At 57.9% G+C, this 24120-nt stretch carries 24 protein-coding genes; 21 read left to right on the forward strand and 3 right to left on the reverse strand.

Annotation, left to right across the window (positions count from 1 at the left end):
• Window positions 1-22 precede the first annotated feature (22 nt).
• The 18 genes from AACY07_RS04210 (at window position 23) to AACY07_RS04295 (ending at window position 16476) form a co-directional block, all read left to right on the forward strand.
• Window positions 23-1237 carry an IscS subfamily cysteine desulfurase gene (locus tag AACY07_RS04210; RefSeq protein ID WP_133075956.1) on the forward strand — a complete coding sequence of 405 codons (1215 nt, stop codon included), beginning with the start codon at window positions 23-25 and terminating at the stop codon, window positions 1235-1237.
• A 97-nt stretch (window positions 1238-1334) separates the two neighbouring features.
• Window positions 1335-1721, forward strand: coding sequence for a Fe-S cluster assembly scaffold IscU (gene iscU / locus AACY07_RS04215; RefSeq protein WP_007929523.1), 387 nt, complete (start codon window positions 1335-1337; stop codon window positions 1719-1721).
• Between the two features lie 68 nt (window positions 1722-1789).
• Entirely contained in the window at window positions 1790-2113 is a 324-nt protein-coding gene (gene iscA / locus AACY07_RS04220; RefSeq protein WP_016779604.1) for an iron-sulfur cluster assembly protein IscA, read from the forward strand.
• Window positions 2114-2121: 8 nt separating this feature from the next.
• Entirely contained in the window at window positions 2122-2643 is a 522-nt protein-coding gene (gene hscB, locus AACY07_RS04225; protein WP_133075955.1) for a co-chaperone HscB, read from the forward strand.
• 50 nt (window positions 2644-2693) lie between these two features.
• Entirely contained in the window at window positions 2694-4556 is a 1863-nt protein-coding gene (hscA, locus tag AACY07_RS04230) for a Fe-S protein assembly chaperone HscA (RefSeq protein WP_326398423.1), read from the forward strand.
• A gap of 3 nt (window positions 4557-4559) precedes the next feature.
• Window positions 4560-4901 (forward strand): ISC system 2Fe-2S type ferredoxin, encoded by a 342-nt coding sequence (gene fdx / locus AACY07_RS04235; RefSeq protein ID WP_003443365.1) that lies wholly within the window; start codon window positions 4560-4562, stop codon window positions 4899-4901.
• A gap of 12 nt (window positions 4902-4913) precedes the next feature.
• Entirely contained in the window at window positions 4914-5114 is a 201-nt protein-coding gene (gene iscX / locus AACY07_RS04240) for a Fe-S cluster assembly protein IscX (protein ID WP_016779607.1), read from the forward strand.
• Window positions 5115-5208: 94 nt separating this feature from the next.
• Window positions 5209-5634 carry a nucleoside-diphosphate kinase gene (gene ndk, locus AACY07_RS04245; protein ID WP_003443361.1) on the forward strand — a complete coding sequence of 142 codons (426 nt, stop codon included), beginning with the start codon at window positions 5209-5211 and terminating at the stop codon, window positions 5632-5634.
• Between the two features lie 28 nt (window positions 5635-5662).
• Window positions 5663-6811: a 23S rRNA (adenine(2503)-C(2))-methyltransferase RlmN gene (rlmN, locus tag AACY07_RS04250; protein WP_339473576.1), complete on the forward strand. Its 1149-nt coding sequence runs from the start codon at window positions 5663-5665 to the stop codon at window positions 6809-6811.
• 12 nt (window positions 6812-6823) lie between these two features.
• Complete coding sequence (gene pilW, locus AACY07_RS04255) at window positions 6824-7582, forward strand: type IV pilus biogenesis/stability protein PilW (protein WP_339473579.1); 759 nt, start codon at window positions 6824-6826, stop codon at window positions 7580-7582.
• Window positions 7582-8565 (forward strand): RodZ domain-containing protein, encoded by a 984-nt coding sequence (locus AACY07_RS04260; protein ID WP_133075951.1) that lies wholly within the window; start codon window positions 7582-7584, stop codon window positions 8563-8565. The genes pilW and AACY07_RS04260 overlap by 1 nt, the downstream gene beginning before the upstream one ends.
• Window positions 8566-8568: 3 nt before the next feature.
• Complete coding sequence (gene ispG / locus AACY07_RS04265; protein ID WP_019823663.1) at window positions 8569-9678, forward strand: flavodoxin-dependent (E)-4-hydroxy-3-methylbut-2-enyl-diphosphate synthase; 1110 nt, start codon at window positions 8569-8571, stop codon at window positions 9676-9678.
• Between the two features lie 22 nt (window positions 9679-9700).
• Window positions 9701-10990, forward strand: a complete 1290-nt coding sequence (hisS, locus tag AACY07_RS04270; RefSeq protein WP_219260863.1) for a histidine--tRNA ligase — start codon at window positions 9701-9703, stop codon at window positions 10988-10990.
• A 41-nt stretch (window positions 10991-11031) separates the two neighbouring features.
• The gene (locus AACY07_RS04275; protein ID WP_133075949.1) at window positions 11032-11673 is read left to right on the forward strand and encodes a tetratricopeptide repeat protein; all 642 of its coding nucleotides are present in this window, start codon (window positions 11032-11034) and stop codon (window positions 11671-11673) included.
• On the forward strand, window positions 11666-12817 hold the full coding sequence (gene bamB / locus AACY07_RS04280; RefSeq protein WP_133075948.1) for an outer membrane protein assembly factor BamB: 1152 nt from the start codon (window positions 11666-11668) through the stop codon (window positions 12815-12817). Before AACY07_RS04275 ends, bamB begins: the two co-directional genes overlap by 8 nt.
• Window positions 12818-12955: 138 nt before the next feature.
• The gene (der, locus tag AACY07_RS04285; RefSeq protein ID WP_019823656.1) at window positions 12956-14425 is read left to right on the forward strand and encodes a ribosome biogenesis GTPase Der; all 1470 of its coding nucleotides are present in this window, start codon (window positions 12956-12958) and stop codon (window positions 14423-14425) included.
• Between the two features lie 123 nt (window positions 14426-14548).
• Complete coding sequence (locus AACY07_RS04290) at window positions 14549-15697, forward strand: pyridoxal phosphate-dependent aminotransferase (RefSeq protein ID WP_339473582.1); 1149 nt, start codon at window positions 14549-14551, stop codon at window positions 15695-15697.
• Window positions 15685-16476, forward strand: a complete 792-nt coding sequence (locus AACY07_RS04295; protein ID WP_339473584.1) for an amidohydrolase — start codon at window positions 15685-15687, stop codon at window positions 16474-16476. Before AACY07_RS04290 ends, AACY07_RS04295 begins: the two co-directional genes overlap by 13 nt.
• A gap of 217 nt (window positions 16477-16693) precedes the next feature.
• Here the strand turns inward: AACY07_RS04295 and leuA are convergent, their stop codons facing one another.
• From leuA to xseA, 3 genes are all read right to left on the reverse strand, one after another.
• Window positions 16694-18373 (reverse strand): 2-isopropylmalate synthase, encoded by a 1680-nt coding sequence (gene leuA, locus AACY07_RS04300; RefSeq protein WP_133075945.1) that lies wholly within the window; start codon window positions 18371-18373, stop codon window positions 16694-16696.
• A 345-nt stretch (window positions 18374-18718) separates the two neighbouring features.
• Window positions 18719-19543 carry a M23 family metallopeptidase gene (locus AACY07_RS04305; protein ID WP_133075944.1) on the reverse strand — a complete coding sequence of 275 codons (825 nt, stop codon included), beginning with the start codon at window positions 19541-19543 and terminating at the stop codon, window positions 18719-18721.
• Window positions 19544-19546: 3 nt separating this feature from the next.
• Window positions 19547-20926, reverse strand: coding sequence for an exodeoxyribonuclease VII large subunit (xseA, locus tag AACY07_RS04310; RefSeq protein ID WP_133075943.1), 1380 nt, complete (start codon window positions 20924-20926; stop codon window positions 19547-19549).
• 81 nt (window positions 20927-21007) lie between these two features.
• Here xseA and AACY07_RS04315 point away from each other — a divergent pair, with 81 nt between their 5' ends.
• From AACY07_RS04315 to guaB, 3 genes are all read left to right on the forward strand, one after another.
• Window positions 21008-21754, forward strand: a complete 747-nt coding sequence (locus AACY07_RS04315) for a sulfite exporter TauE/SafE family protein (RefSeq protein ID WP_133075942.1) — start codon at window positions 21008-21010, stop codon at window positions 21752-21754.
• An 85-nt stretch (window positions 21755-21839) separates the two neighbouring features.
• Window positions 21840-22388, forward strand: a complete 549-nt coding sequence (locus AACY07_RS04320; RefSeq protein ID WP_339473587.1) for a sugar ABC transporter ATPase — start codon at window positions 21840-21842, stop codon at window positions 22386-22388.
• A gap of 229 nt (window positions 22389-22617) precedes the next feature.
• The gene (guaB, locus tag AACY07_RS04325) at window positions 22618-24087 is read left to right on the forward strand and encodes an IMP dehydrogenase (protein WP_133075940.1); all 1470 of its coding nucleotides are present in this window, start codon (window positions 22618-22620) and stop codon (window positions 24085-24087) included.
• Window positions 24088-24120: the final 33 nt, after the last annotated feature.

Here is a 24120-nt window from a genome sequence, read left to right on the forward strand (position 1 = left end):
AGCCTGATTTAGGAGATAGTCCATGAAGTTGCCAATTTACCTCGATTACTCAGCCACTACCCCGGTTGATCCGCGCGTTGCTCAAAAAATGAGCGACTGCCTGCTGGTTGACGGGAACTTCGGTAACCCGGCGTCGCGTTCCCACGTATTTGGCTGGAAAGCTGAAGAAGCGGTAGAGAACGGTCGTCGTCAGGTTGCTGATCTGGTCAATGCCGACCCCCGTGAAATTGTCTGGACCTCTGGTGCGACTGAGGCCAACAACCTGGCAATCAAGGGTGCTGCGCATTTCTATGCCACCAAAGGCAAGCACCTGATCACCGACAAGATTGAACACAAGGCCGTTCTCGACACCATGCGTCAGCTGGAGCGTGAAGGCTTTGAAGTGACCTACATCGAGCCGGGTACAGATGGTCTGGTCACGCCAGCCATGGTTGAAGCGGCCATGCGCGACGACACCATTCTGGTTTCGATCATGCACGTGAACAACGAAATCGGCACCATCAACGACATCGCTGCCATTGGTGAGCTGACTCGCTCGCGCGGCGTGTTGTTCCATGTTGATGCTGCACAGTCTACCGGCAAGGTTGAAATCGACCTGGCCAAGCTCAAAGTCGACATGATGTCGTTCTCGGCACACAAAACCTACGGCCCTAAAGGCATTGGCGCGCTGTACGTAAGCCGCAAACCTCGGGTCCGTATCGAAGCTGCCATGCACGGCGGCGGTCACGAGCGTGGCATGCGTTCGGGCACCCTGGCCACCCACCAGATCGTGGGCATGGGCGAAGCGTTCCAGATCGCCAAAGAAGAAATGGCGGCCGAAAACGTCCGTATCAAGGCGTTGAGCGACCGTTTCTTCAAGCAGGTTGAACACCTTGAAGAGCTGTACGTCAACGGCAGCATGGTCCATCGCGTACCTCACAACCTGAACCTGAGCTTCAACTACGTTGAAGGCGAGTCGCTGATCATGGCGCTCAAGGATCTGGCTGTGTCGTCCGGTTCGGCCTGTACCTCCGCTTCCCTTGAGCCGTCCTACGTATTGCGTGCCCTGGGCCGCAATGACGAGTTGGCACACAGCTCGATTCGTTTCACGTTCGGTCGTTTCACCACCGAAGAAGAAATCGATTACGCCGCGCAGAAGGTTTGCGAGGCTGTTACCAAGCTGCGCGCACTGTCGCCGCTGTGGGACATGTACAAAGACGGCATCGACATTTCGAAAATCGAATGGGCGGCGCACTAACAATTTAAGTCGCCGTAAAGTAGACGCTGTAAGCGCAGCGAACAGCAGCATTTACAGCGTCTCAAGAGCGACTCTCTGATGAGTGAGGATTAGTACCATGGCTTACAGCGAAAAGGTCATTGACCACTACGAGAACCCGCGCAACGTCGGCAAGATGAACGCGGAAGACCCGGATGTCGGCACTGGCATGGTCGGCGCTCCAGCATGCGGCGACGTGATGCGTTTGCAGATCAAGGTCAACGAGCAGGGCATTATTGAAGATGCCAAGTTCAAGACCTATGGTTGTGGTTCGGCAATCGCTTCCAGCTCCCTGGCTACCGAGTGGATGAAAGGCAAGACTCTGGATGAAGCAGAGACCATCAAGAACACTCAGCTGGCTGAAGAACTGGCTTTGCCGCCGGTAAAAATTCACTGCTCGGTACTCGCTGAAGACGCCATCAAGGCAGCTGTTCGCGATTACAAGCAGAAGAAAGGTTTGATCTGATCCTCGCTGCGTGTGCCTGTTAATGGCGCAGGCGGGGTGAAGAAACTGGCAAAAGGTAAGGAGTCACGATGGCTATCAGCATGACAGAAGCGGCTGCTCGACACATTCGCCGCTCCCTTGACGGGCGCGGCAAAGGTGAGGGGATTCGTCTGGGTGTTCGCACAACAGGCTGTTCCGGTCTTGCCTATGTGCTGGAGTTTGTCGACGAAGTGGGTGAAGAAGACCAGGTCTTCGAAACCCATGGCGAAAAAGTGATCATTGATCCAAAAAGCCTGACCTACCTTGACGGCACCGAACTGGATTTCGTCAAGGAAGGCCTGAACGAAGGCTTCAAGTTCAATAACCCTAACGTGCGCGGTGAATGTGGCTGCGGCGAAAGCTTCAACATCTGAGGCTAGTCGTGGGTACTCCTTGTCATTTTGCTTTGTTTGAGCTGCAGCCGAGTTTCAATCTGGATCTCGATCAGCTGGCTGTGCGTTATCGAGAGTTGGCGCGCGGTGTTCACCCGGATCGATTTGCCGATGCTTCCGAGCGCGAGCAGCGTCTGGCGCTGGAGCAGTCTGCCAGCCTCAATGAGGCTTACCAGACGCTCAAAAACCCTCCCAAGCGTGCGCGTTACCTGCTCGCGCTACAGGGTGGCGAATTGCCGCTGGAAGTCACGGTGCACGATCCCGAGTTTCTGATGCAGCAGATGCAGTGGCGCGAAGAACTTGAAGATTTGCACGACAGCGCCGATATGGCCGGTATTGCAGCATTCAAGCGTCGACTGAAAGTCGCTCAGAACGAATTGAACGACAGCTTCGCTGCTTGTTGGGATGATGCTGCGCAACGCGAGCAGGCCGAGCGCCTGATGCGGCGCATGCAGTTCCTCGACAAGCTCAACTACGAAGTGCGCCAGTTAGAAGAGCGCCTCGACGATTAACTCCGTGCTTCCCTGATTGCACGCCTGATTACAGATAAGTCCTGATTACGATGGCCCTACTGCAGATCGCCGAACCCGGCCAAAGTCCTCAACCGCACCAGCGACGTCTGGCTGTGGGGATTGACTTGGGCACTACCAATTCGCTGGTTGCTGCATTGCGCAGCGGCCTTTCCGAGCCTTTGGCTGACGCAAATGGCAACGTTATTTTGCCGTCTGCCGTGCGCTATCACGCTGATCGCGTCGAGGTGGGTGAGTCGGCGCGTCTGGCGGCTTCCAGCGATCCTTTCAATACCGTGCTGTCGGTCAAGCGCTTGATGGGTCGTGGTCTTTCCGACGTCAAGCAATTGGGTGAGCAGCTGCCTTACCACTTTGTAGGTGGTGAGTCGCACATGCCGTTTATCGACACTGTGCAAGGCCCGAAAAGCCCGGTTGAAGTGTCTGCTGAAATCCTGAAAGTGCTGCGTGAGCGCGCTGAAAAGACCCTGGGTGGCGAGTTGGTAGGTGCGGTGATTACCGTTCCGGCCTATTTCGATGATGCCCAGCGTCAGGCCACCAAAGACGCTGCCAAGTTGGCCGGTCTGAATGTCTTGCGTTTGCTCAACGAGCCGACAGCGGCTGCCGTGGCCTATGGTCTGGACCAGTCGGCTGAAGGTGTGGTGGCTATCTATGATCTGGGCGGGGGCACGTTCGATATCTCGATCCTGCGCCTGACCGGCGGTGTGTTTGAAGTCTTGGCTACCGGCGGCGACAGTGCGCTGGGCGGCGATGACTTCGATCATGCAATTGCCAGCTGGATGGTAGAACAGGCCGGTTTGTCTGCTGATCTCGATCCGGGCACGCAGCGCACCTTGTTGCAGGCAGCCTGTGCCGCCAAAGAAGCGCTGACCGATGCGTCCTCTGTGGCCGTTGCCTTCGGTGACTGGCACTCAGAGCTGACCCGTGAAGCCTTTAACGCAATGATCGAGCCCATGGTTGCGCGCAGCCTGAAGGCTTGCCGCCGTGCCGTGCGCGACGCCAATATCGAAATTGAAGACGTCCAGGCAGTGGTCATGGTGGGTGGTTCTACCCGCGTGCCCCGTGTGCGCGAGGCCGTTGCCGAGATGTTCGGCCGCCAGCCGTTGACCGATATCGACCCTGATCAAGTGGTCGCCATTGGTGCGGCGATTCAGGCTGATACCCTGGCAGGCAACAAGCGTGACGGTGGCGAACTGCTACTGCTTGACGTGATTCCGTTGTCTCTGGGGCTTGAGACCATGGGTGGGCTGATGGAGAAGGTCATCCCGCGCAACACCACGATTCCGGTGGCCCGTGCTCAGGACTTCACCACCTATAAAGACGGCCAGACGGCCATGATGGTTCATGTGCTGCAGGGCGAGCGCGAGCTGATCAGCGATTGCCGTTCTCTTGCACGCTTTGAGTTGCGCGGTATCCCGCCGATGGTTGCCGGTGCTGCGAAAATTCGCGTGACCTTCCAGGTGGATGCCGATGGTTTGCTGAGTGTGACGGCGCGTGAGCTGGGTTCGGGCGTTGAAGCCAATATCCAGGTCAAGCCGTCATACGGTCTGACCGACGGTGAAATCGCCAAAATGCTCAAGGATTCGTTCCAGTACGCCAGCGACGACAAGGTCGCTCGCGTATTGCGTGAGCAGCAGGTGGATGCCCAGCGTCTGATCGAGGCTGTACAAGCGGCCCTTGAAGTCGATGGTGAGCGCCTGCTGGATGCTGAAGAGCGCATGGTCATCGAACTGCAAATGCAGGAATTATCCGAATTATTGAAAGGCACCGATGGTTACGCCATTGAGCAGCAGACCAAGCGTTTGTCGCAAGTGACCGATGCCTTTGCTGCCCGCCGCATGGACTTGACCGTCAAGGCCGCCCTGGCGGGTCGCAACCTGAATGAAATCGAGGAATAACTGATGCCGCAGATCATTTTTCTGCCACACGCCGAGCATTGCCCGGACGGTATGGTTGTAGAGGCTGAGACCGGCAAGACCATTCTCGAAGTGGCTCACGACAATCACATCGAAATCGAAAGTGCCTGCGGTGGCGTTTGCGCCTGCACCACGTGTCACTGCGTGATTCGCGAGGGCTTTGACTCGCTGAACGAAGCTGACGAGCTGGAAGAGGACTACCTTGACAGGGCTTGGGGTCTGGAAGCCACTTCGCGCCTGAGCTGTCAGGCTCGCGTCGGCACCGAGGACATCACTGTCGAGATTCCAAAGTATTCGCTTAACCATGCTGCCGAAGCGCCGCACTGATAAGGGGTTGTCATGAGCCTTAAATGGGTTGATGTGCAGGAAATCGCGATTCAGCTGGCTGAAGCTCACCCGGACGTCGATCCGCTTTCGGTGAATTTCGTCACGCTGCGCAATCTGGTCATGGCGCTGCCTGAGTTCGACGATATCCCTGATCGTGGCGGTGAGAAGGTCCTCGAAGCCATTCAGGGTTTGTGGATCGAAGAAGCCGACTAAGCTTGTAATCGACGTAATTATGAAATACCCAAGAACCCGCGTATAATTCGCGGGTTTAATTTTTCGCTTAAATCACTGTTTCTGGAGTTACACCATGGCTGTTCAACGCACTTTCTCCATCATCAAGCCTGACGCTGTTGCAAAAAACGTTATCGGCGAGATCACCACTCGTTTTGAAAAAGCCGGCCTGAAGGTTGTAGCTTCCAAACTGAAGCAACTGTCCAAAGCCGAAGCTGAAGGCTTCTACGCTGAGCACAGCGCTCGTGGCTTCTTCGGCGACCTGGTTGCTTTCATGATCTCCGGTCCGGTTGTTGTTCAGGTTCTGGAAGGCGAAAACGCTATCGCTCTGAACCGCGAACTGATGGGCGCTACCAACCCTAAAGAAGCAGCTGCCGGCACTATCCGTGCTGATTTCGCTGAATCCATCGACGCTAACGCTGTTCACGGTTCCGACTCTGAAGCGGCTGCAGCTCGTGAAATCTCGTACTTTTTCGCAGCTACTGAAGTAACCACTCGCTAAGTATTAGCTTGTGAGTGAGGGTGAAGACATGATTGCAACGACTGGCAAAACCAACCTGCTGGGACTGACTCAGCCGGAAATGGAGAAATTCTTCGACTCAATCGGGGAGAAGCGTTTCCGTGCCGGTCAGGTCATGAAGTGGATTCACCACTTTGGCGTCGATGATTTCGACGCCATGACTAACGTCAGCAAGGCCTTGCGCGACAAGCTCAAGGCCATTGCTGAGGTTCGTGGACCTGAAGTCGTCAGCGAGGACATTTCTACCGACGGCACCCGCAAGTGGGTGGTACGTGTAGAGTCCGGCAGCTGCGTCGAGACCGTTTATATTCCCTCGGGCAAGCGTGGCACATTGTGCGTTTCGTCCCAGGCTGGCTGTGCCCTGGATTGCAGTTTCTGCTCCACCGGCAAGCAAGGCTTCAACAGCAACCTCACCGCCGCCGAAGTCATTGGGCAGGTGTGGATTGCCAACAAATCCTTTGGCAGCGTCCCGGCAACCATCGACCGTGCCATCACCAACGTGGTGATGATGGGCATGGGTGAGCCGCTGCTGAACTTCGACAACGTTATCGCCGCCATGCATCTGATGATGGATGATCTGGGCTATGGCATCTCCAAGCGCCGGGTGACACTGTCCACCTCGGGCGTGGTGCCGATGATCGATGAGCTGGCCAAGCACATCGACGTCTCCCTGGCGTTGTCGCTGCATGCACCCAATGACGCATTGCGCAGTCAATTGGTGCCGATCAACAAGAAGTACCCGCTGGCCATGCTGCTTGATTCCTGCCGTCGCTACATGGCGACCCTGGGTGAAAAGCGCGTGCTGACCGTTGAGTACACCTTGCTCAAGGACGTGAACGACCACGTCGATCACGCTCGCGAAATGATCGAGCTATTAAAAGACACGCCGTGCAAGATCAACCTGATCCCGTTCAACCCGTTCCCGCATTCCGGTTATGAGCGTCCAAGCAACAACGCCATTCGCCGTTTCCAGGAGCTGTTGCAGCAAGCTGGCTATAACGTGACTGTGCGCACCACCCGTGGTGAAGACATCGACGCGGCATGCGGCCAACTGGTGGGGCAGGTCAATGACCGCACGCGCCGCAGCTCGCGCCTGATTGCGGCACGTGAGCTCAGCGCCGATGCCGATTCGGCGCAAAGCGCTTCGTCCGCGCCCTGAGAGAGGACATCCATGATCCTGCGCGCCGCGCTCTCTGTCGTTTTGGTCGGCTTTTTGGCTGGCTGCGTTTCATCGGGCGATTCAACCTCGATGACTGGCGACAAAGGGCGTAACGAGGCGCGTCAGGCTTATGTTCAACTGGGCCTGGGTTATCTGCAGCAGGGCATGGTCGAGCAGGCCAAAGTTCCTTTGCGCAAAGCCCTGGAACTCGACAAGACGGACCCGGACACCAACGCCGCACTGGCATTGGTGTTTCAGTCCGAAATGGAGTTCGAGCTGGCCGAGAAGTCATTTCGTACCGCATTGAACGGACGGCCTGGTGATGCGCGAATCCTCAATAATTACGGCAGTTTCCTGTTTGAACGTCAGCGCTATCAGGAAGCCAGTGTCCAGTTTCAAAAGGCTGCGGCTGATGACCTTTATCCTGAGCGTTCCCGTATTTTCGAGAACCTGGGTATAACGTCGCTTGAGTTGGGGCAGCGTGAGAGAGGCCGCCAGGAGCTTGAAAAAGCCCTGCGCCTGAACCCTCGGCAACCGCGCGCGCTACTCGAAATGGCTCAGATGTCATACCAAGACAAGCAATATGTATCAGCACGTGACTTTTACGATCGTTTTAGCCTGCTTAGCGGGCAAAATGCACGTAGTCTATTGCTCGGTGCGCGACTGGCGAGTGTTTTCGACGACCGCACCCCAACTGCCAACCATGGCCAGCAACTAAAACGACTCTATCCCGGCACGCCGGAATATCAGCAATACCTGTCGGAGCAATGATGAAAGCGGCGCAACCCGAAGTTCTAGCAGCGACTCGTGTCAATCCCGGTGAGACCCTGCGTCAGGCCCGTGAAAACAATGGCTGGACGCTGGCTGAAGTCGCCTTGAAACTCAACCTCACGGCCAGCTCCCTGAGCAACCTTGAGACGGGCGCTTTCGACAAGCTGCCAGGGCATACCTTTGCTCGCGGCTATATCCGGACCTATGCCAAATTGCTGGGCATGGATCAGGCCAGCCTGGTACGTGAATTTGACCTGTATACCGGCACTGATGCCAACGGCAGCAACGTGCACAGCCTGGGCCGTATAGAAGAGCCAGTGCGGGTGTCCCATACCATTTTGCGTATCGTCAGCCTGTTGTTGCTGATTGCCGTGATCGGTGGCGGTTTTATCTGGTGGCAGGATCAAACGTCCATGCGTGCCAAGGACTTGATTGGCCTGACCCCGGAACACGTTGAAGTTGAAGGTGCAGACGGCACAACCCGCATCCATCCGCTTGACGAGCCTGAAGATCAGGCCGTCGCCGAGGCGAAGGCTGAAGGTGAAACTCCGGTTGTAACCGAGTCTGCTCCAGAGCAGGCGGCAAGCATTGCATTGGCACTGCCTGCGGCGGCTCAAGCGCCAGCAGCGGCGCCCGTTGTGGCAGCCCCGGTGCCTGCACCTTCTGTTGTCGCTCCTGCAGTTGCCCCGGCTGTCGCACCTGTAGCCACGCCACCGGCGGCCACAGTGGCTCCGGTCGCGGGTGCTGGCAAAGTGGCCGTGCAATACACCGCTGATTGCTGGACGCAAGTAACCGACGCTACGGGTAAAGTGCTGTTCGGTGGCCTGAAGCGCAAAGGCGAAAATCTAGAAGTGAGCGGCAAGCCTCCACTGACCCTGCGCCTGGGCTTTGCCCGTGGCGCACAGGTGACCTACAACGGTCAGTCTGTGGATGTGGCTCCTTTCACCAGTGGCGAGACTGCTCGCCTGAAGTTAGGTCAATAAGTCATGCACGGCGAATCACCAATCAAACGTCGCGAATCGCGCAAAATCTGGGTCGGCAATGTACCCGTAGGTGGCGACGCCCCTATCGCTGTACAGAGCATGACCAACAGTGACACCAATGATGTCGCTGCAACCGTAGCCCAAATCAACCGCCTGGAGGCAGCAGGCGTTGATATCGTACGGATTTCCGTACCGGATATGGACGCTGCTGAAGCTTTTGGCCGGATCAAGCAGTTGGTCAAGGTGCCATTGGTTGCCGACATCCACTTCGATTACCGGATCGCCCTGCGCGTCGCGGAACTGGGTGTGGATTGCCTGCGGATCAACCCGGGCAACATCGGTCGTGAAGACCGTGTGCGTGCGGTAGTTGATGCGGCACGGGATCGCGGTATTCCGATCCGTATCGGCGTCAACGCGGGGTCGCTCGAAAAAGACCTGCAAAAGAAATATGGCGAGCCGACACCTGCTGCTCTGGTCGAGTCGGCTCTGCGCCATGTCGAGCACCTTGAACGTCTGAACTTCAAGGACTTCAAGGTCAGCGTTAAGGCTTCCGACGTGTTCATGGCTGTTGAGGCCTACCGTCTTCTGGCCAAGGAAATCGTTCAACCGCTGCACCTGGGGATCACCGAAGCCGGTGGTTTGCGTTCAGGCACAGTGAAATCTGCCGTGGGCCTAGGTATGCTGCTCGCCGAAGGCATTGGCGATACCATCCGTATCTCGTTGGCGGCAGACCCGGTAGAGGAAGTAAAAGTCGGCTACGACATCCTCAAGTCCCTGCACCTGCGCTCGCGTGGCATCAACTTCATTGCGTGCCCAAGCTGCTCTCGGCAGAACTTCGATGTGGTGAAAACCATGAACGAACTTGAAGTTCGTCTTGAAGACTTGCTGGTGCCGCTGGATGTGGCGGTGATCGGTTGTGTGGTCAACGGTCCTGGCGAAGCCAAGGAAGCCCATGTGGGGCTCACCGGTGGTACACCCAACCTGATTTACATTGACGGCAAGCCGTCGCAGAAACTGACGAATGACAATCTGGTGGACCAGCTCGAAAGACTGATCCGGCAGAGGGCGGCCGAAAAGGTCGAAGCTGACGCTGCAGTTATCGCGCGCGGCTAACCAGACGAATAAAGGATTTATTGTGAGCAAGTCATTGCAAGCCATTCGTGGCATGAACGACATCCTGCCGGAGCAGACGCCTCTGTGGCGTTACTTTGAGGGCAAGGTTTCGCGTTTGCTGGATAACTACGGTTACAAGCAAATCCGTATGCCAATCGTTGAGTTCACCGAGCTGTTCAAACGCTCTATCGGTGAAGTGACCGACATCGTCGAAAAAGAGATGTACACCTTCGAGGACCGCAACGGCGATTCGCTGACCTTGCGCCCTGAAGGTACTGCGGCGTGCGTGCGTGCAGTGCTTGAGCACGGCATCACCGGCGGCGGCCAGGTACAAAAGTTGTGGTACATCGGTCCGATGTTCCGCCACGAGCGTCCGCAAAAAGGGCGCTATCGCCAGTTTCATCAAATTGGTGTCGAGGTGTTCAACCTTGATGGGCCGGACATCGATGCCGAACTGATCGTGCTGACCTGGCGCCTGTGGGGCGAGCTGGGTATCCGCGATGCGGTCAAGCTCGAACTTAACAGCCTGGGCACCAGCGAAGCCCGTGGGCGCTACCGTGCTGCTCTGGTCGAATACTTGTCCTCGCGCCTGAGCGAGCTTGACGAAGACAGCCAGCGTCGTTTGAAATCCAATCCGCTGCGCGTCCTCGACACCAAAAATGCCGATACTCAAGCTGTTCTGGTCGACGCGCCGAAGCTGGTTGACTATCTGGACGAAGAATCCCGTGTGCATTTCGAGGGCCTCAAGGCGCGCCTCGATGCCGCGGGCATTCCCTACACCATCAATCCAAAACTGGTTCGTGGCCTGGATTACTACAGCAAAACCGTATTCGAATGGGTTACCGACAAACTGGGCGCCCAGGGCACCGTCTGTGCTGGCGGCCGTTATGACGGTCTGGTCGAGCAAATGGGCGGCAAGCCTACTACGGGTGTCGGTTTCGCCATGGGCATCGAGCGCTTGATTCTGCTGCTCGAAACCCTTGAACAGATCCCGGAAGAAATCGCGCGTCAGGTCGATGTCTACCTGTGTGCTTTCGGTGAGGCTGCCGAGTTGGCTGCCCTGACTTTGAGCGAACGTGTTCGCGATCAGCTACCGAACCTGCGCTTGCAGATCAATGCCGGTGCAGGCAGTTTCAAAAGCCAGTTCAAAAAGGCTGACAAGAGCGGCGCACTGTACGCGCTGATCCTGGGTGACGACGAATTGGCCCAGCAAGTGGTAGGTTTAAAACCCCTGCGTGGCCAGGGCGAACAACAAACGATTGCCTGGGATGCTCTTTCCGAGCACCTGGCCACCTGCGTCGTGCAGGGTTGAAGCTGTAAAACAGCCGATTTATCGAATTAAGGAGTGTTGGGGTGTCGAGTAACGATGATGATCAGCTGGGCGAGTTGAAAGACTGGTGGCAGCGTAACGGCAAACCCCTGGTCACTGGCGGCATGCTGGCGCTGGTGGTGGTGTTCGGCTGGCAGTTTTGGCACAAGTATCAGACGAATCAGTCGCAGGGTGCGTCGATTCTCTACCAACAGTTGCTAGAGACCACACTCACGCCTGACGGTCAGCCCGATGTGGCCCGTGTGGCTGATTTGGCCAACAAGTTGAAAAGCGAATACGCAGGTTCTGCCTATGCGCAATTTGGCGGTCTGTTCGTGGCCAAGGTCGCAGTGGACAACGGCAAACTCGATGACGCGGCCGCAGAGCTGAAAGCCATTGTCGACAAACCGGCCAATGCCACCCTGGCTGAAGTGGCGCGTCAGCGTCTGGCCCAGGTTCTGGCGGCGCAGGGCAAGGTCGATGATGCCCTGAAACTGCTTGAAGGTGATTCGGACAAAGCATTCCTGGCCAGCCGCGAAGAGCTCAAGGGCGACTTGCTGGTGCAGCAGGGCCGTGCCGACGACGCACGTGCAGCCTACGAAAAAGCCAAGGCCGCCTTGTCGGACGAAGCAGCGGTAGGTGGCTTACAAATCAAGCTCGATGACCTGGCCAAAGGGGATGCGTGACGTGATGCGTTGGAAACATGCGGCATTGCTGGCTCTGGTCGTTTTGGCCGCGGGTTGCAGCAGCAACAGCAAAAAAGAACTGCCACCGGCCGAGCTGACCGACTTCAAAGAAGAAGTCGTGCTGCAAAAGCAGTGGAGCCGCTCGATCGGTGACGGTCAGGGCAAAACCTACAACATGCTGGTTCCAGCGGTTGAAGGTAACAACATCTACGCCGCAGACGTAACGGGTGTTGTGATGTCTCTGGACCGCATGAACGGCGACGTTGAGTGGAAAAAAGACCTCGAACTGCCTGTTTCTGGCGCAGTTGGCCTGGGCTATGGCCTGGTCATGCTCGGCACCTTGCAAGGTGACGTGGTTGCCCTGGATTCCAGCACCGGCGAAGAAAAATGGCGCTCTCGCGTCAACAGCGAAGTGCTTGCACCTCCTGCGACCAACGGCGATATCGTTGTGGTACAGACCCAGGACGATCGCCTGATCGGCCTGGATGCTTCCACCGGCAATCAGCGTTGGACGTATGACAGCACGCCGGGCGTGCTGACCTTGCGTGGCACGGGCGCACCACTGGTGACCAATCACCTGGCCATTGCCGGTCTGTCGACCGGTAAAGTGGTTGCCCTTGATACGCGCAACGGCGTACCTGTGTGGGAGCAACGTGTTGCCATCCCGCAAGGTCGCTCCGAGCTTGAACGCATTGTCGATATCGACGGTGGCCTGCTGATGTCTGGCGGTACACTGTATGTCGCCAGCTACCAGGGCCGTATGGCTGCGCTTGAAATGGAATCGGGTCGCGTGCTCTGGCAACGCGATGCTTCCAGCTATTCAGGTGTCGCTCAAGGCTTTGGCAGCGTCTACGTCAGCCTGGCGTCGGGCACTGTAGAAGGCGTTGACGAGCGTTCGACCACCTCACTGTGGAGCAATGATGCTCTGGCTCGCCGTCAATTGTCGGCACCGGAAGTCTTCTCCAGCTACGTGGCGGTCGGTGACATGGAAGGCTATCTGCACCTGCTGAGCCAGGTCGATGGTCGTTTCGTGGGCCGTACCCGCGTTGACAGTGATGGCCTTCGGGCGCGTCCGCTGGTGGTCGGTGACATGATTTACGTGTTTGGTAACAGCGGCAAACTGGAAGCCCTGACCATTCGCTAAGGCGTCTATGCTTGAGGCTTCAGGGCCTCGGGCAGCCTTGCTCTGGCAAGGTTTGCGGCACATTTGTGCTGTTCCGAACTCTGGCCGCTGCCTTGCAGCGGCTTTTGTATTTTCTGAAATAACGAAGTGGAGAGCCGCATGGTTCCCGTAATCGCCCTGGTGGGCCGACCAAACGTCGGCAAGTCCACCTTGTTCAACCGCCTGACCAGGACTCGTGACGCCATCGTTGGCGACTTGTCCGGTCTGACCCGTGATCGCCAATACGGTGAGGCCAAGTGGCAAGGGCGTTCCTACATTCTGGTCGACACCGGCGGTATCTCCGGTGACGAGCACGGTATGGACGAAAAGATGGCCGAGCAGTCGCTGCTGGCTATCGAAGAAGCTGATGTCGTTCTGTTCCTGGTAGATGCAAAAGCAGGCTTCACCGCCGCTGACCAGATGATCGGCGAACACCTTCGCAAACGTAACAAGCGTTCCTACGTAGTAGCCAACAAGGTCGACAACATCGATCCGGACATGGCTCGCGCCGAGTTCGCGCCACTGGGCATGGGCGACGCGATTCCAATCGCCGGTGCTCACGGTCGTGGTATTACCCAGATGCTGGAAATTGCCCTGAGCAACTTCCCGCGTGACGAAGAAGAGCCTGAAGACGGCGAAGAAGAAGTCGTTCTCGAAGGTGAGGAAGCCAAGCGCATTCCTGGCCCAAGCGAAAAAGACGGCATCAAGATCGCCATCATCGGTCGTCCTAACGTTGGCAAGTCGACTCTGGTTAACCGCATGCTCGGTGAAGACCGGGTAATCGTGTATGACCAGCCAGGCACTACCCGCGACAGTATTTACATCCCGTTTGAGCGTAACGACGAGAAGTACACGCTGATCGACACCGCCGGTGTGCGCAAGCGCGGCAAGATCCACGAAGAAGTTGAAAAGTTCTCCGTGGTCAAAACCCTGCAAGCGATCAAAGACGCCAACGTGGTGATCTTTGTGATGGACGCCCGTGAAGGCGTGGTTGACCACGACCTCAACCTGTTGGGCTTTGCGCTGGAGGCCGGTCGGGCTCTGGTCATCGCGATCAACAAGTGGGACGGCATGACCCCGAGCGAGCGCGACTTCGTTAAAGTCGAGCTGACGCGTCGCCTGTTCTTCGTCGACTTCGCCGATATTCACTTTATCTCGGCGCTGCACGGCACTGGCGTGGGCAACCTGTACCAGTCGGTGCAGAACTCCTTCAAGTCAGCAGTTACCCGCTGGCCGACCAACCGTCTGACCCAGATCCTGGAAGATGCGGTCAGTGAGCACGCGCCACCGATGGTCAACAGCCGCCGGATCAAGCTGCGTTATGCCCACTTGGGTGGTGCTAACCCGCCGATTATCGTGATCCACGGTAACCAGGTTGAGAAGGTTCCGAAGTCTTACGTCCGTTATCTCGAAAACACCTACCGTCGTGTCTTGAAGCTGGTCGGTACGCCGATCCGCATCGAGTTCAAAGGTGGCGAGAACCCGTACGAAGGCAACAAGAACTCGCTGACCGACCGTCAGGTCAACAAGAAGCGCCGCATGATGTCGCACCACAAGAAAGCCGAGAAAAACCGCAAAGACAAGCGCTGATAGCGCAAGGTTCTAGCGTATTGAGAAAGGGTCCGAAAGGGCCCTTTTTCGTGTCTGACGTTTGGGCTATTCTCGGAGGGTCCTGCGCCGTAGTCAGTGCCGGGAACTCAACAGGGAACGGCCATGATCACCAGCAAGTTGCCGAATGTAGGCACCACTATTTTCACGCGCATGTCGCAGCTCGCGACAGAAACCGGCGCACTTAACCTGTCTCAGGGGTTCCCCGATTTCGACGGCCCGCAGGCATTGCGTGACGCGGTCGGCAAGCACATTGCCAGTGGCCATAACCAGTACTCACCCATGACCGGCTTGCCTGCCTTGCGTGAGCAGGTGGCAGCCAAAATTTCCCGCAGCTACGGGGTCAAGGTGGATGCTGACACCGAGGTGACGATCACGCCTGGCGCGACCCAGGCCATTTTCTGCGCAATCCAGGCCGTGATTCATGCCGGCGATGAAGTGATCGTCTTTGATCCGTGCTACGACAGCTACGAGCCCTCGGTTGAGCTGGCGGGTGGCCGTTGTGTGCATGTGCAACTGGGGCTGGAAGACTTCTCGATAGATTGGCAACAACTTGAAGACGCCCTGAGCCCGCGCACGCGCATGATCATCCTGAATAGCCCGCACAACCCAAGCGGTGCCCTGATCAGTCGTGCCGAACTGGACCAGTTGGCCCGCCTGATTGCCGACCGCGATATCTACATCATCAGCGATGAGGTGTACGAACATCTGGTGTTCGATGGCGTGCCCCACGTCAGTGTTTTGTCCCATCCTGAGTTGTACCATCGCGCATTCGTTGTCAGCTCATTCGGCAAGACCTACCACGTGACAGGCTGGAAAACAGGCTACGTCGTTGCGCCGCCTGCCTTGACCGCCGAACTGCGCAAGGTTCACCAGTACGTCAGCTTTTGCGGAGTAACGCCCTTGCAGTATGCGTTGGCAGACTTCATGGCCGATCACCCGGAGCACGTTGAAGAGTTGCCAGGGTTTTACCAGGCCAAGCGCGACCTGTTCTGTGATTTGCTCAGCCCGTCGCGTTTTACCTTCAAGCCGGTGGCAGGTACGTATTTTCAGTTGGTGGATTACTCCCGGATTCGCCCGGACCTCAACGATGTCGACATGGCGGTATGGCTGACCCGCGAACACGGGGTGGCCACTATCCCGGTGTCGGTGTTCTACCAGACCCCGCCTGAAGGGCAGCGGCTGGTTCGTCTATGTTTTGCAAAACGCGAGGAGACGCTGCGCGAAGCAGCAGAAAAACTATGCGTGATCTGAAGGGTTTACCCGATTTAACCGTGGCACTGGTGCAAACCACGCTGGCCTGGCATGACCGTCAGGCCAATTTTGAACATTTCGACGAGCTGCTTGAGCATGCTCGGGGCGCCGACCTGGTGGTGCTGCCCGAAATGTTTACCACCGGCTTCAGCATGGAATCCAAAACCCTGGCTGAACCTGAAGGCGGCCCAAGCACCGAGTGGCTGCGCAAGCAGGCAAAAAGGCTTGATGCCGTGGTCACGGGTAGCGTGATTGTGCGTGCGGCAGATGGCAGCCACCGAAATCGATTGTTGTGGGCCCGCCCTGATGGCGAAGTGCTGCACTACGACAAACGTCACCTGTTTCGTATGGCCGGTGAGCATGAGCATTTCACCCCGGGTGAGCGTCAGGTTCAGTTCGAGGTCAAAGGCTGGCGTATTCGCCCTTTGATTTGCTATGACCTGCGCTTCCCGGTGTGGAGCTGCGACCCTCACGACACCGACTTGTTGCTGTATACCGCCAGTTGGCCAGGGGCGCGTCGATTGCACTGGAACCGCTTATTGCCTGCACGGGCCATCGAAAATCTCTGTTACGTCGCAGCGGTGAATCGGGTGGGCACGGACGGTAAAGGGATGGTCTACACGGGCGACAGCCATATCTTCGACTTCCAGGGCGAGTCACTGCTCAGTGCCGGTGAGGCGGACGGCGTGTTCACCATGAGCCTCAGCGCGGCCGATCTGGGCGCCTATCGTGAGCGGTTCCCGGCCAACCTGGATGCGGACGATTTCGAGCTGCGCTGATGTGTGGAAGCCGTTATCAGACCGTGTGCGACTTAAAACCTGTGGGAGCGTGGCTTGCCCGCGACGGCATCACTGCGGTCTGTCTGCCAAACCGCGCCGCCTGAATCGCGAGCAAGCCCGCTCCCACAGAGGCTAGCCATTGCCGGTCCTGGGCCTCGATGAAATAAAAAGCCCCCAAGGCGTTCACCTTGGGGGCTTTTTCGTTTCGGGCCAATGCTTACGCCGCTTTAGCCTCGGTTTCGGTCAGCGAACGGTTCAGTGCGCTGAACACGGCCTTGAAGCTTGCCGTGGTGATGTTTTCATCAATACCCACGCCATGTACGGCACGCCCGCCATTGACCCGGAGTTCAATGTAGGCCGCAGCCTTGGCGTTGGTGCCCGCGCCAATCGCGTGTTCGTTGTAGTCCATTATTTCGGCGTTGACCGGCAGGCCAGCGACCAGCGCTTCCAGCGCGCCGTTGCCCTTGCCGCTCCAGCGCAGGTTGGTTTCGCCATCGCCTTTGGCCGACACTTCAACCTCGACTGCGCTATGGCCGTTCTCTTCCTGTAAACGATGGCTGACCAGCGCGTAAGGCGTATTGGCCTGCAAATACTCAGTGCGAAGCAAGTTGTGAATCTGCTGAGCCGTCATTTCCAGACCCAGGCGATCGGTTTCGCGCTGAACGACCTGGCTGAATTCGATCTGCATACGGCGTGGCAAGCTGATGCCGTATTCCTGCTCCAGCAGGTAAGCAATTCCGCCTTTGCCCGATTGGCTGTTAACCCGGATCACGGCTTCATAGCTGCGGCCAATATCCGCCGGGTCGATTGGCAAGTACGGCACTTCCCACAGGGCGTCCGGTTTTTGCTGGGCGAAGCCTTTGCGGATAGCGTCCTGGTGCGAGCCGGAGAAAGCGGTGTGGACCAGGTCGCCCACATACGGGTGACGAGGGTGAACCGGGATCTGGTTGCACTCTTCGACCACTTTGCGCACGCCGTCGATGTCCGAGAAGTCCAGTTGTGGATCCAGGCCCTGGGTGTACATGTTCAAGGCCACCGTCACCAGATCGACGTTGCCGGTACGCTCGCCGTTGCCAAACAGGCAGCCTTCGACACGATCGGCGCCAGCCATCAGGCCCAGTTCGGTTGCGGCAACACCAGTGCCACGGTCGTTGTGGGTGTGCAGGCTGATCAAGACGCTGTCACGGCGGTTGATGTTGCGGCCGAACCACTCGATCTGGTCGGCGTAGATGTTAGGGGTGGCGCACTCAACAGTGGCAGGCAAGTTGAGGATCATCTTGTGCTCAGGTGTCGGGTTCCAGACCTCGATCACTGCGTCACAGACTTCCTTGGCGAACTCCAGCTCAGTGGCGCTGAACGTCTCTGGCGAGTACTCGAATGTCCAGTGGGTTTCGGGCTGCTGGGCGGCGTATTTGACGAACAGCTTGGCGGCGCTGACCGCGATTTCCTTGATGCCGTCCTTGTCCTGATTGAACACGATGCGGCGAAACGCAGGGCAGGTGGCGTTGTACAGGTGAACGATGGCTTTTTTCGCCCCGCGCAACGACTCGAAAGTGCGTGCGATCAAGTCTTCACGGCCCTGGGTCAGCACCTGGATGGTGGTGTCGTCCGGGATGTGGCCGTCTTCGATCAGGGTGCGCACAAAATCAAAGTCGGTTTGCGACGCAGCCGGGAACGATGCCTCGATTTCCTTTACGCCAACACTGACCAGGGTCTTCCAGAAGCGCAGCTTTTTTACCGCATCCATCGGCTCGATCAGCGACTGGTTGCCATCGCGCAGGTCGGAGCTGCACCAGACAGGCGCGCTGGTGATGGTTTTTGATGGCCAGGTACGATCAGGCAAATCAATGACCGGGAAGGCGCGGTATTTGGAAGACGGGTTTTTGAGCATGGTCATCAGGCAATCCTTAATATGCGTGCCGACTATTCAGACGCGGCCAGCCGGAAAAATACAAAGCAGAGGGCGAGGCACCGCAATTAGCTTTGCAGTCGTGCGCTGACGAGGCAAAGGCTGCGATGTTGGCGGAGCAGGATGAGGGTGTGAGAGGTTTTCATAAGCTCAACCCTAACCACTGGGCTGAGAGATGGCAAGCGCATAAAAAACATTGAGATAAATGCTCGTATATGAAGAAAATACGAGTTTTAATTGCTGTATTTTGTTTTGCGTAAATCTAATATTGCGCAACTTCAAGGAAGGGCATGCCTCGGGTGCTGCGAGGCATGCTCTGTTTTTATGGCGTAATCAGGGTTGGAAGGCCCCGATGAAAATAGCCGGGTCAACCCTGGCGTCATTGAGGCTGACGTTCCAGTGCATATGGGGGCCTGTGGCGCGTCCGGTGGAGCCGACCTTGCCCACTACGTCGCCACGAGCCAGTTGCTGGCCAACCTTGGTGTCAATTTTCGACATATGGCAAAACATGCTGATGAAGCCCTGGCCGTGATCCACGAACACCGTGTTGCCATTGAAGAAGTAGTTGCCGATCAGGATCACTTTACCGGCCGCCGGGGTTTTGATGGGCGTACCTGCAGGTACGGCAAAGTCGAGGCCAGCGTGGGGGTTGCGTTCTTCACCGTTGAAAAAGCGGCGCACGCCAAACTTGCTGGACAGCGGTCCGTTGACCGGTTTGTCCAGCAGCAGGTTACTCGGGGTGTTGGGGCTGAAAGTACGGTAAGCCTTGATCTGAATCGCCAGCTCGTTGTCGATGCGCTTGATGTCAGCCGGGTTGGGGTTGACCTGGCGCTGGTTCTTCAGCGTGATGCGCTGCTCGGGGTATTTCTTGTTGCCCACCGTGAAGCTCAGTTCCCGCGAGCCGCTGATGATTGACTGGGGGCCCGGTTTTACCGTCAGCGGGATGCCGACAATCGCCCGCCAGGTGTCCTGCTCCTTGATCACCAGCACCGGTTTGCCATCGTAGGTTGCCTTGGGTGCTTGCGCGCCGGTCCCCAGCTCAATCACGGCAACACCGCCCGGCACCGGTTTATTCAATAAGCGCGTGATGTAACTGTCAGCTGCGTGCGCGTTGAGGGTCAGGCACAGCAACAGGACGGCAGAAAGAAAGCGTGACATCAGTTAATCCAGTAAGGAAAGGGTGACGGGCGTGAGGTGATTGTCCTCGACCCGGACTTGCAGTTCGCCTTCGCCCAGCCTGGCTTTCAAGCGCTGGCCGTTATGGGTTTGCCCGGCGCTGCGAATGGCATTGCCACGCTCATCCAGCAAAATACTGTAGCCGCGCCCAAGGGTCGCCAGCGGGCTGACCACGTGCAAGGTTTGCATCTGGCTTTGCAGCTGCATGCGGCGTGCCTTGAGGCCTTCGCGCATGGCCCGTGGCAAGCGTTCCGCCAGACTGTCCAGGCGCTGGCGCAACATGGCCAGTTGGCGCCCCGGATGCTGTGCCGCCAGTCGGGTTTCGAGGCGGATCAGACGCTCGCGGCGGGTATTGAGGCTGCGCTCGAACGCTCGGCGCATGCGCATGTCCAGGTCATCCAGGCGCTGGGCCTGCTGGCGCAGGCGTTCGCCAGGGTGGCGCAAGCGGCGTGCCAGGCCATCCAGTCGCAAGCGGTCGCGCATCAAACGGTCGCGAATGCGCATCACCAGGCGCCGGTGCAGGCTGTCAATTCGGCGTTGCAGGTCACTTGAGTCCGGTGCCAGCAACTCAGCAGCCGCAGAGGGCGTTGGCGCGCGTACGTCCGCTACAAAGTCGGCGATGGACACATCGGTTTCATGACCAACAGCGCTGACAATCGGCGTCACACAGGCATCGATGGCACGGGCTACGGCTTCTTCGTTAAAGCACCACAGGTCTTCCAGGGATCCGCCGCCTCGGGCCAGGATCAAGGCGTCGAAACCCCGGGCATCAGCCAGTCGCAATGCCCGGACAATTTGCGCCGTGGCTTCGCGACCTTGTACGGCGGTGGGGATCAGTGTCAGTTCGACCTGAGGCGCCCGACGACGAAAGACGCTGATGATGTCGCGAATCACCGCTCCGGTGGGCGAGCTGACAATACCGATGCGCTGCGGGTGAGCAGGCAGGGCAACCTTGCGCTCGGGGCTGAACAGGCCTTCGGCGCTGAGTTTTTCTTTCAGTGCATCGAAGGCCAGGCGCAGCGCGCCATCACCCGCGGGCTCCACTGTATCGAGGATCAGTTGATAGTCACCGCGGCCTTCAAACAACGACACCTTGCCCCGGACCTTCACCGCCAGGCCGTCCTTCAAGGCCTGGCGCACCCGCGCCGCGTTGTTGCGAAACAGCGCGCAACGCACCTGGGCGCCACTGTCCTTGAGGGTGAAATACACGTGGCCGGAAGCGGGGCGGGCGAGGTTGGAAATTTCGCCTTCTACCCAGATGTTGCTGAACACGTCTTCGAGCAACACCCGCGCCCGGCCATTGAGCTGGCTGACGGTCAGGACTTCTCGGTCGAGGTTGAGTCTTGCAAAGGGGTCTTTAATCATGCGGGTCATCATAAGGGCGGATTGTTCTGTCTGCACCTGCCCGGTTAAAGTCCGCGCACAAAAATACAAGGATGCAGTGCAATGGATTTGCCTTTTACGGGTAGCGAGTGGGTGTTGCTGGAGCTGGCAATTGCGCTGGCATATATCGTGTTTGGCGTGGCCGGGTTCGGCACTGCACTGGTGGCGGGGCCGCTGCTGATCCTGTGCCTGCCTTTGTCCAAAATCATCCCGTTGCTGGTGTTGCTGGATTTTGTCGCGGCATTTGGCAACTGGCTGCCTGCCCGGCGAGATGTGGCGCGCCCCGAGTTGTTGCGCTTGCTGCCGTGCATGGCGATCGGCTGCGTGGTCGGCGTGACATTCTTGCTTAGCCTCAAGTCCGACCTATTGTTGCTGTTGATGGGGCTTTTTATCACCGCTTACGCCTTGTATAGCCTGGCGGTAAAGGTGAAACCGACACAGGTGGCAGCCGGCTGGGCCATCCCCACGGGTATCACGGGCGGCTTGTTCGGCGCTCTGTTTGGCAGTGGCGGCTTTTTGTATGCGCTGTACCTCAACGCGCGATTGCCCAAGGAAGCGGCACGGGCGACCCAAAGTGCGTTGATCAGTTGCAGTACCGTGGTGCGCCTGAGCCTGTTTGTGATTGCGGGCGTATATGCCGACGGCGAGCTACTGTTGCTGGGCGCCTGCTTGTTGCCTGCCATGGCATTGGGGTTGTGGGTCGGGCGCCGGCTGACGCGCAAATTGTCCCGTGAGGCTTTTGTGCGACTGGTGACGTGGCTGGTACTGGCCAGCGGGATTGCGCTGATTGCGCGCTATCTGAGCGCTTGACCTCGCGGTGTGAGGCTTTAAGCTGCGCGCCTGATCCCACCGTTTCAGTGTGTTGCCCTTATCCCACGTATATGTGCCGTACCTCATGAACTCGCAAAGCATCATCGTTCCCAAAATATCCACGTTGCCGGTGCATGAGCCCCGTGCCAGGGCCATCGTGCGCTGGCTGGTGCGCAAGAACATCATTGAAGAAGAACTGACCACGTGCGGACGCACGGGCAACGGCATGGCGTATGCCATCGCACCGGGTGCCCGGGAGGTGGTGCTGCACCATGAGGCGCTGCCATTTGGTCAGCCGGTCAATGGCCTGGAGATCATTACCAAGCGCTGCATCTACACCCCGTCCAAGGGCTTTCTCGAAGAAGCCGGCTGCGCCGAGTGCCGCAAGGAAGTGGGGGAGGCGTTGTTCGACAGTCTCGAAGACTGGATGCCGGGGCGTACCGACAATTTCATTTGCCCGTTGTGCGCCCATGAAGACGACATCAACGGCTTTCTGTTTTTGCAGCCGTGTGCGTTTTCCAACCTGGGCTTTATTTTCAACAACTGGGCCGAGGCGGGTTTCAAGCAAAGCTTCCTCGACGAGTTTGCCGACTGGCTTGATCAGCCGGTGGCGTGGGTGCAGGTCGAGCTGTGAACCTGTAGTCGCTGCCGAAGGCTGCGAAGGGCATCGCGCGGCTTCCAGTTAACGGGTTGCTCCGCAACCCTTCGCAGCCTTCGGCAGCGACTACACGACTGTTTTTCTGCCTTCAAAGTCAGCTAATCATTGGCCCTTAGCGCAAAACTCTCTAAAGGTTTCCGTTGAGAGACTCAGGTGTTTTGAGTACAATGGCGCGCTTCCATTTTCCCGCTCGGGAGCCCCAGCGATGCTGCGTATCAGCCAAGAAGCACTCACATTCGATGACATCCTTCTCGTCCCCGGTTATTCCGAGGTTCTCCCGAACGAAGTCAGCCTAAAGACTCGTTTGACCCGTGGCATTGAACTGAATATTCCGCTGGTTTCCGCCGCAATGGACACCGTGACTGAAGCCCGTCTGGCAATCGCCATGGCTCAGGAAGGCGGTATCGGCATCATCCACAAGAACATGACCATCGAGCAGCAAGCTCACGAAGTTCGCAAGGTCAAGCGCTTCGAAGCCGGTGTGGTTAAAGAGCCCATCACCATCGAGGCTGATGCCACGGTACGTGAGCTGCTTGAACTGACCCGCCAGCACAACATCTCCGGCGTTCCTGTACTGCACAATGGCGACCTGGTCGGCATCGTGACGTCCCGTGACGTGCGCTTCGAAAACCGTCTGGAAGCTACCGTTCGCGACGTGATGACGCCTAAAGAGCGTCTGGTCACGGTCAAGGAAGGCGCCGACAAGGAAGAAGCCCGCGAACTGCTGCACAAGCACCGCATCGAGCGCGTGCTGATCGTCGACGACAAATTTGCCCTCAAAGGCATGATGACCGTTAACGACATCGAAAAAGCCAAGGCTTACCCGCTGGCCAGCAAGGACGATCAAGGTCGTCTGCGCGTTGGCGCTGCGGTAGGTACCGGCAAGGACACCGCTGATCGCGTGGCCGCCCTCGTGGCTGCTGGCGTTGACGTGGTGGTTGTCGACACCGCTCACGGTCACTCCAAAGGCGTGATCGACCGCGTTCGTTGGGTCAAGCAGAACTTCCCTGAAGTTCAGGTGATCGGCGGCAACATCGCCACCGGCGCTGCTGCTCTGGCCCTGGCTGAAGCTGGCGCTGACGCGGTTAAAGTCGGTATCGGCCCAGGCTCGATCTGCACCACCCGTATCGTGGCCGGTGTTGGCGTTCCGCAAATCAGCGCGATTGCCAATGTTGCTGCTGCCCTTGAAGGCACTGGCGTACCGTTGATCGCTGACGGCGGCATCCGTTTCTCGGGTGACCTGTCCAAGGCCATCGTTGCCGGTGCGTCCTGCGTGATGATGGGTTCGATGTTTGCCGGTACTGAAGAAGCACCGGGCGAGATCGAGTTGTACCAGGGCCGTTCGTACAAGGCCTACCGCGGCATGGGTTCGCTGGGTGCGATGTCGCAATCCCAGGGTTCCTCCGACCGTTACTTCCAGGACTCCTCTGCGGGTGCCGAGAAGCTGGTGCCGGAAGGCATCGAAGGTCGCGTGGCGTACAAGGGTTCGTTGACCGCAATCGTTCACCAACTGATGGGCGGTCTGCGTTCCTCGATGGGTTACACCGGCTGTGCCGACATCGAGCAAATGCGTACCAAACCCGAGTTCGTGCGCATCACCGGTGCCGGCATGGCTGAATCCCACGTCCACGACGTGCAGATCACCAAAGAAGCTCCAAACTATCGCGTAGGTTGATAGTGGTCGCACCCGGGCTCATGCACGGGTGCG

It is taken from the genome of Pseudomonas sp. RL_5y_Pfl2_69 (assembly GCF_963970465.1).
GTDB lineage: Bacteria > Pseudomonadota > Gammaproteobacteria > Pseudomonadales > Pseudomonadaceae > Aquipseudomonas.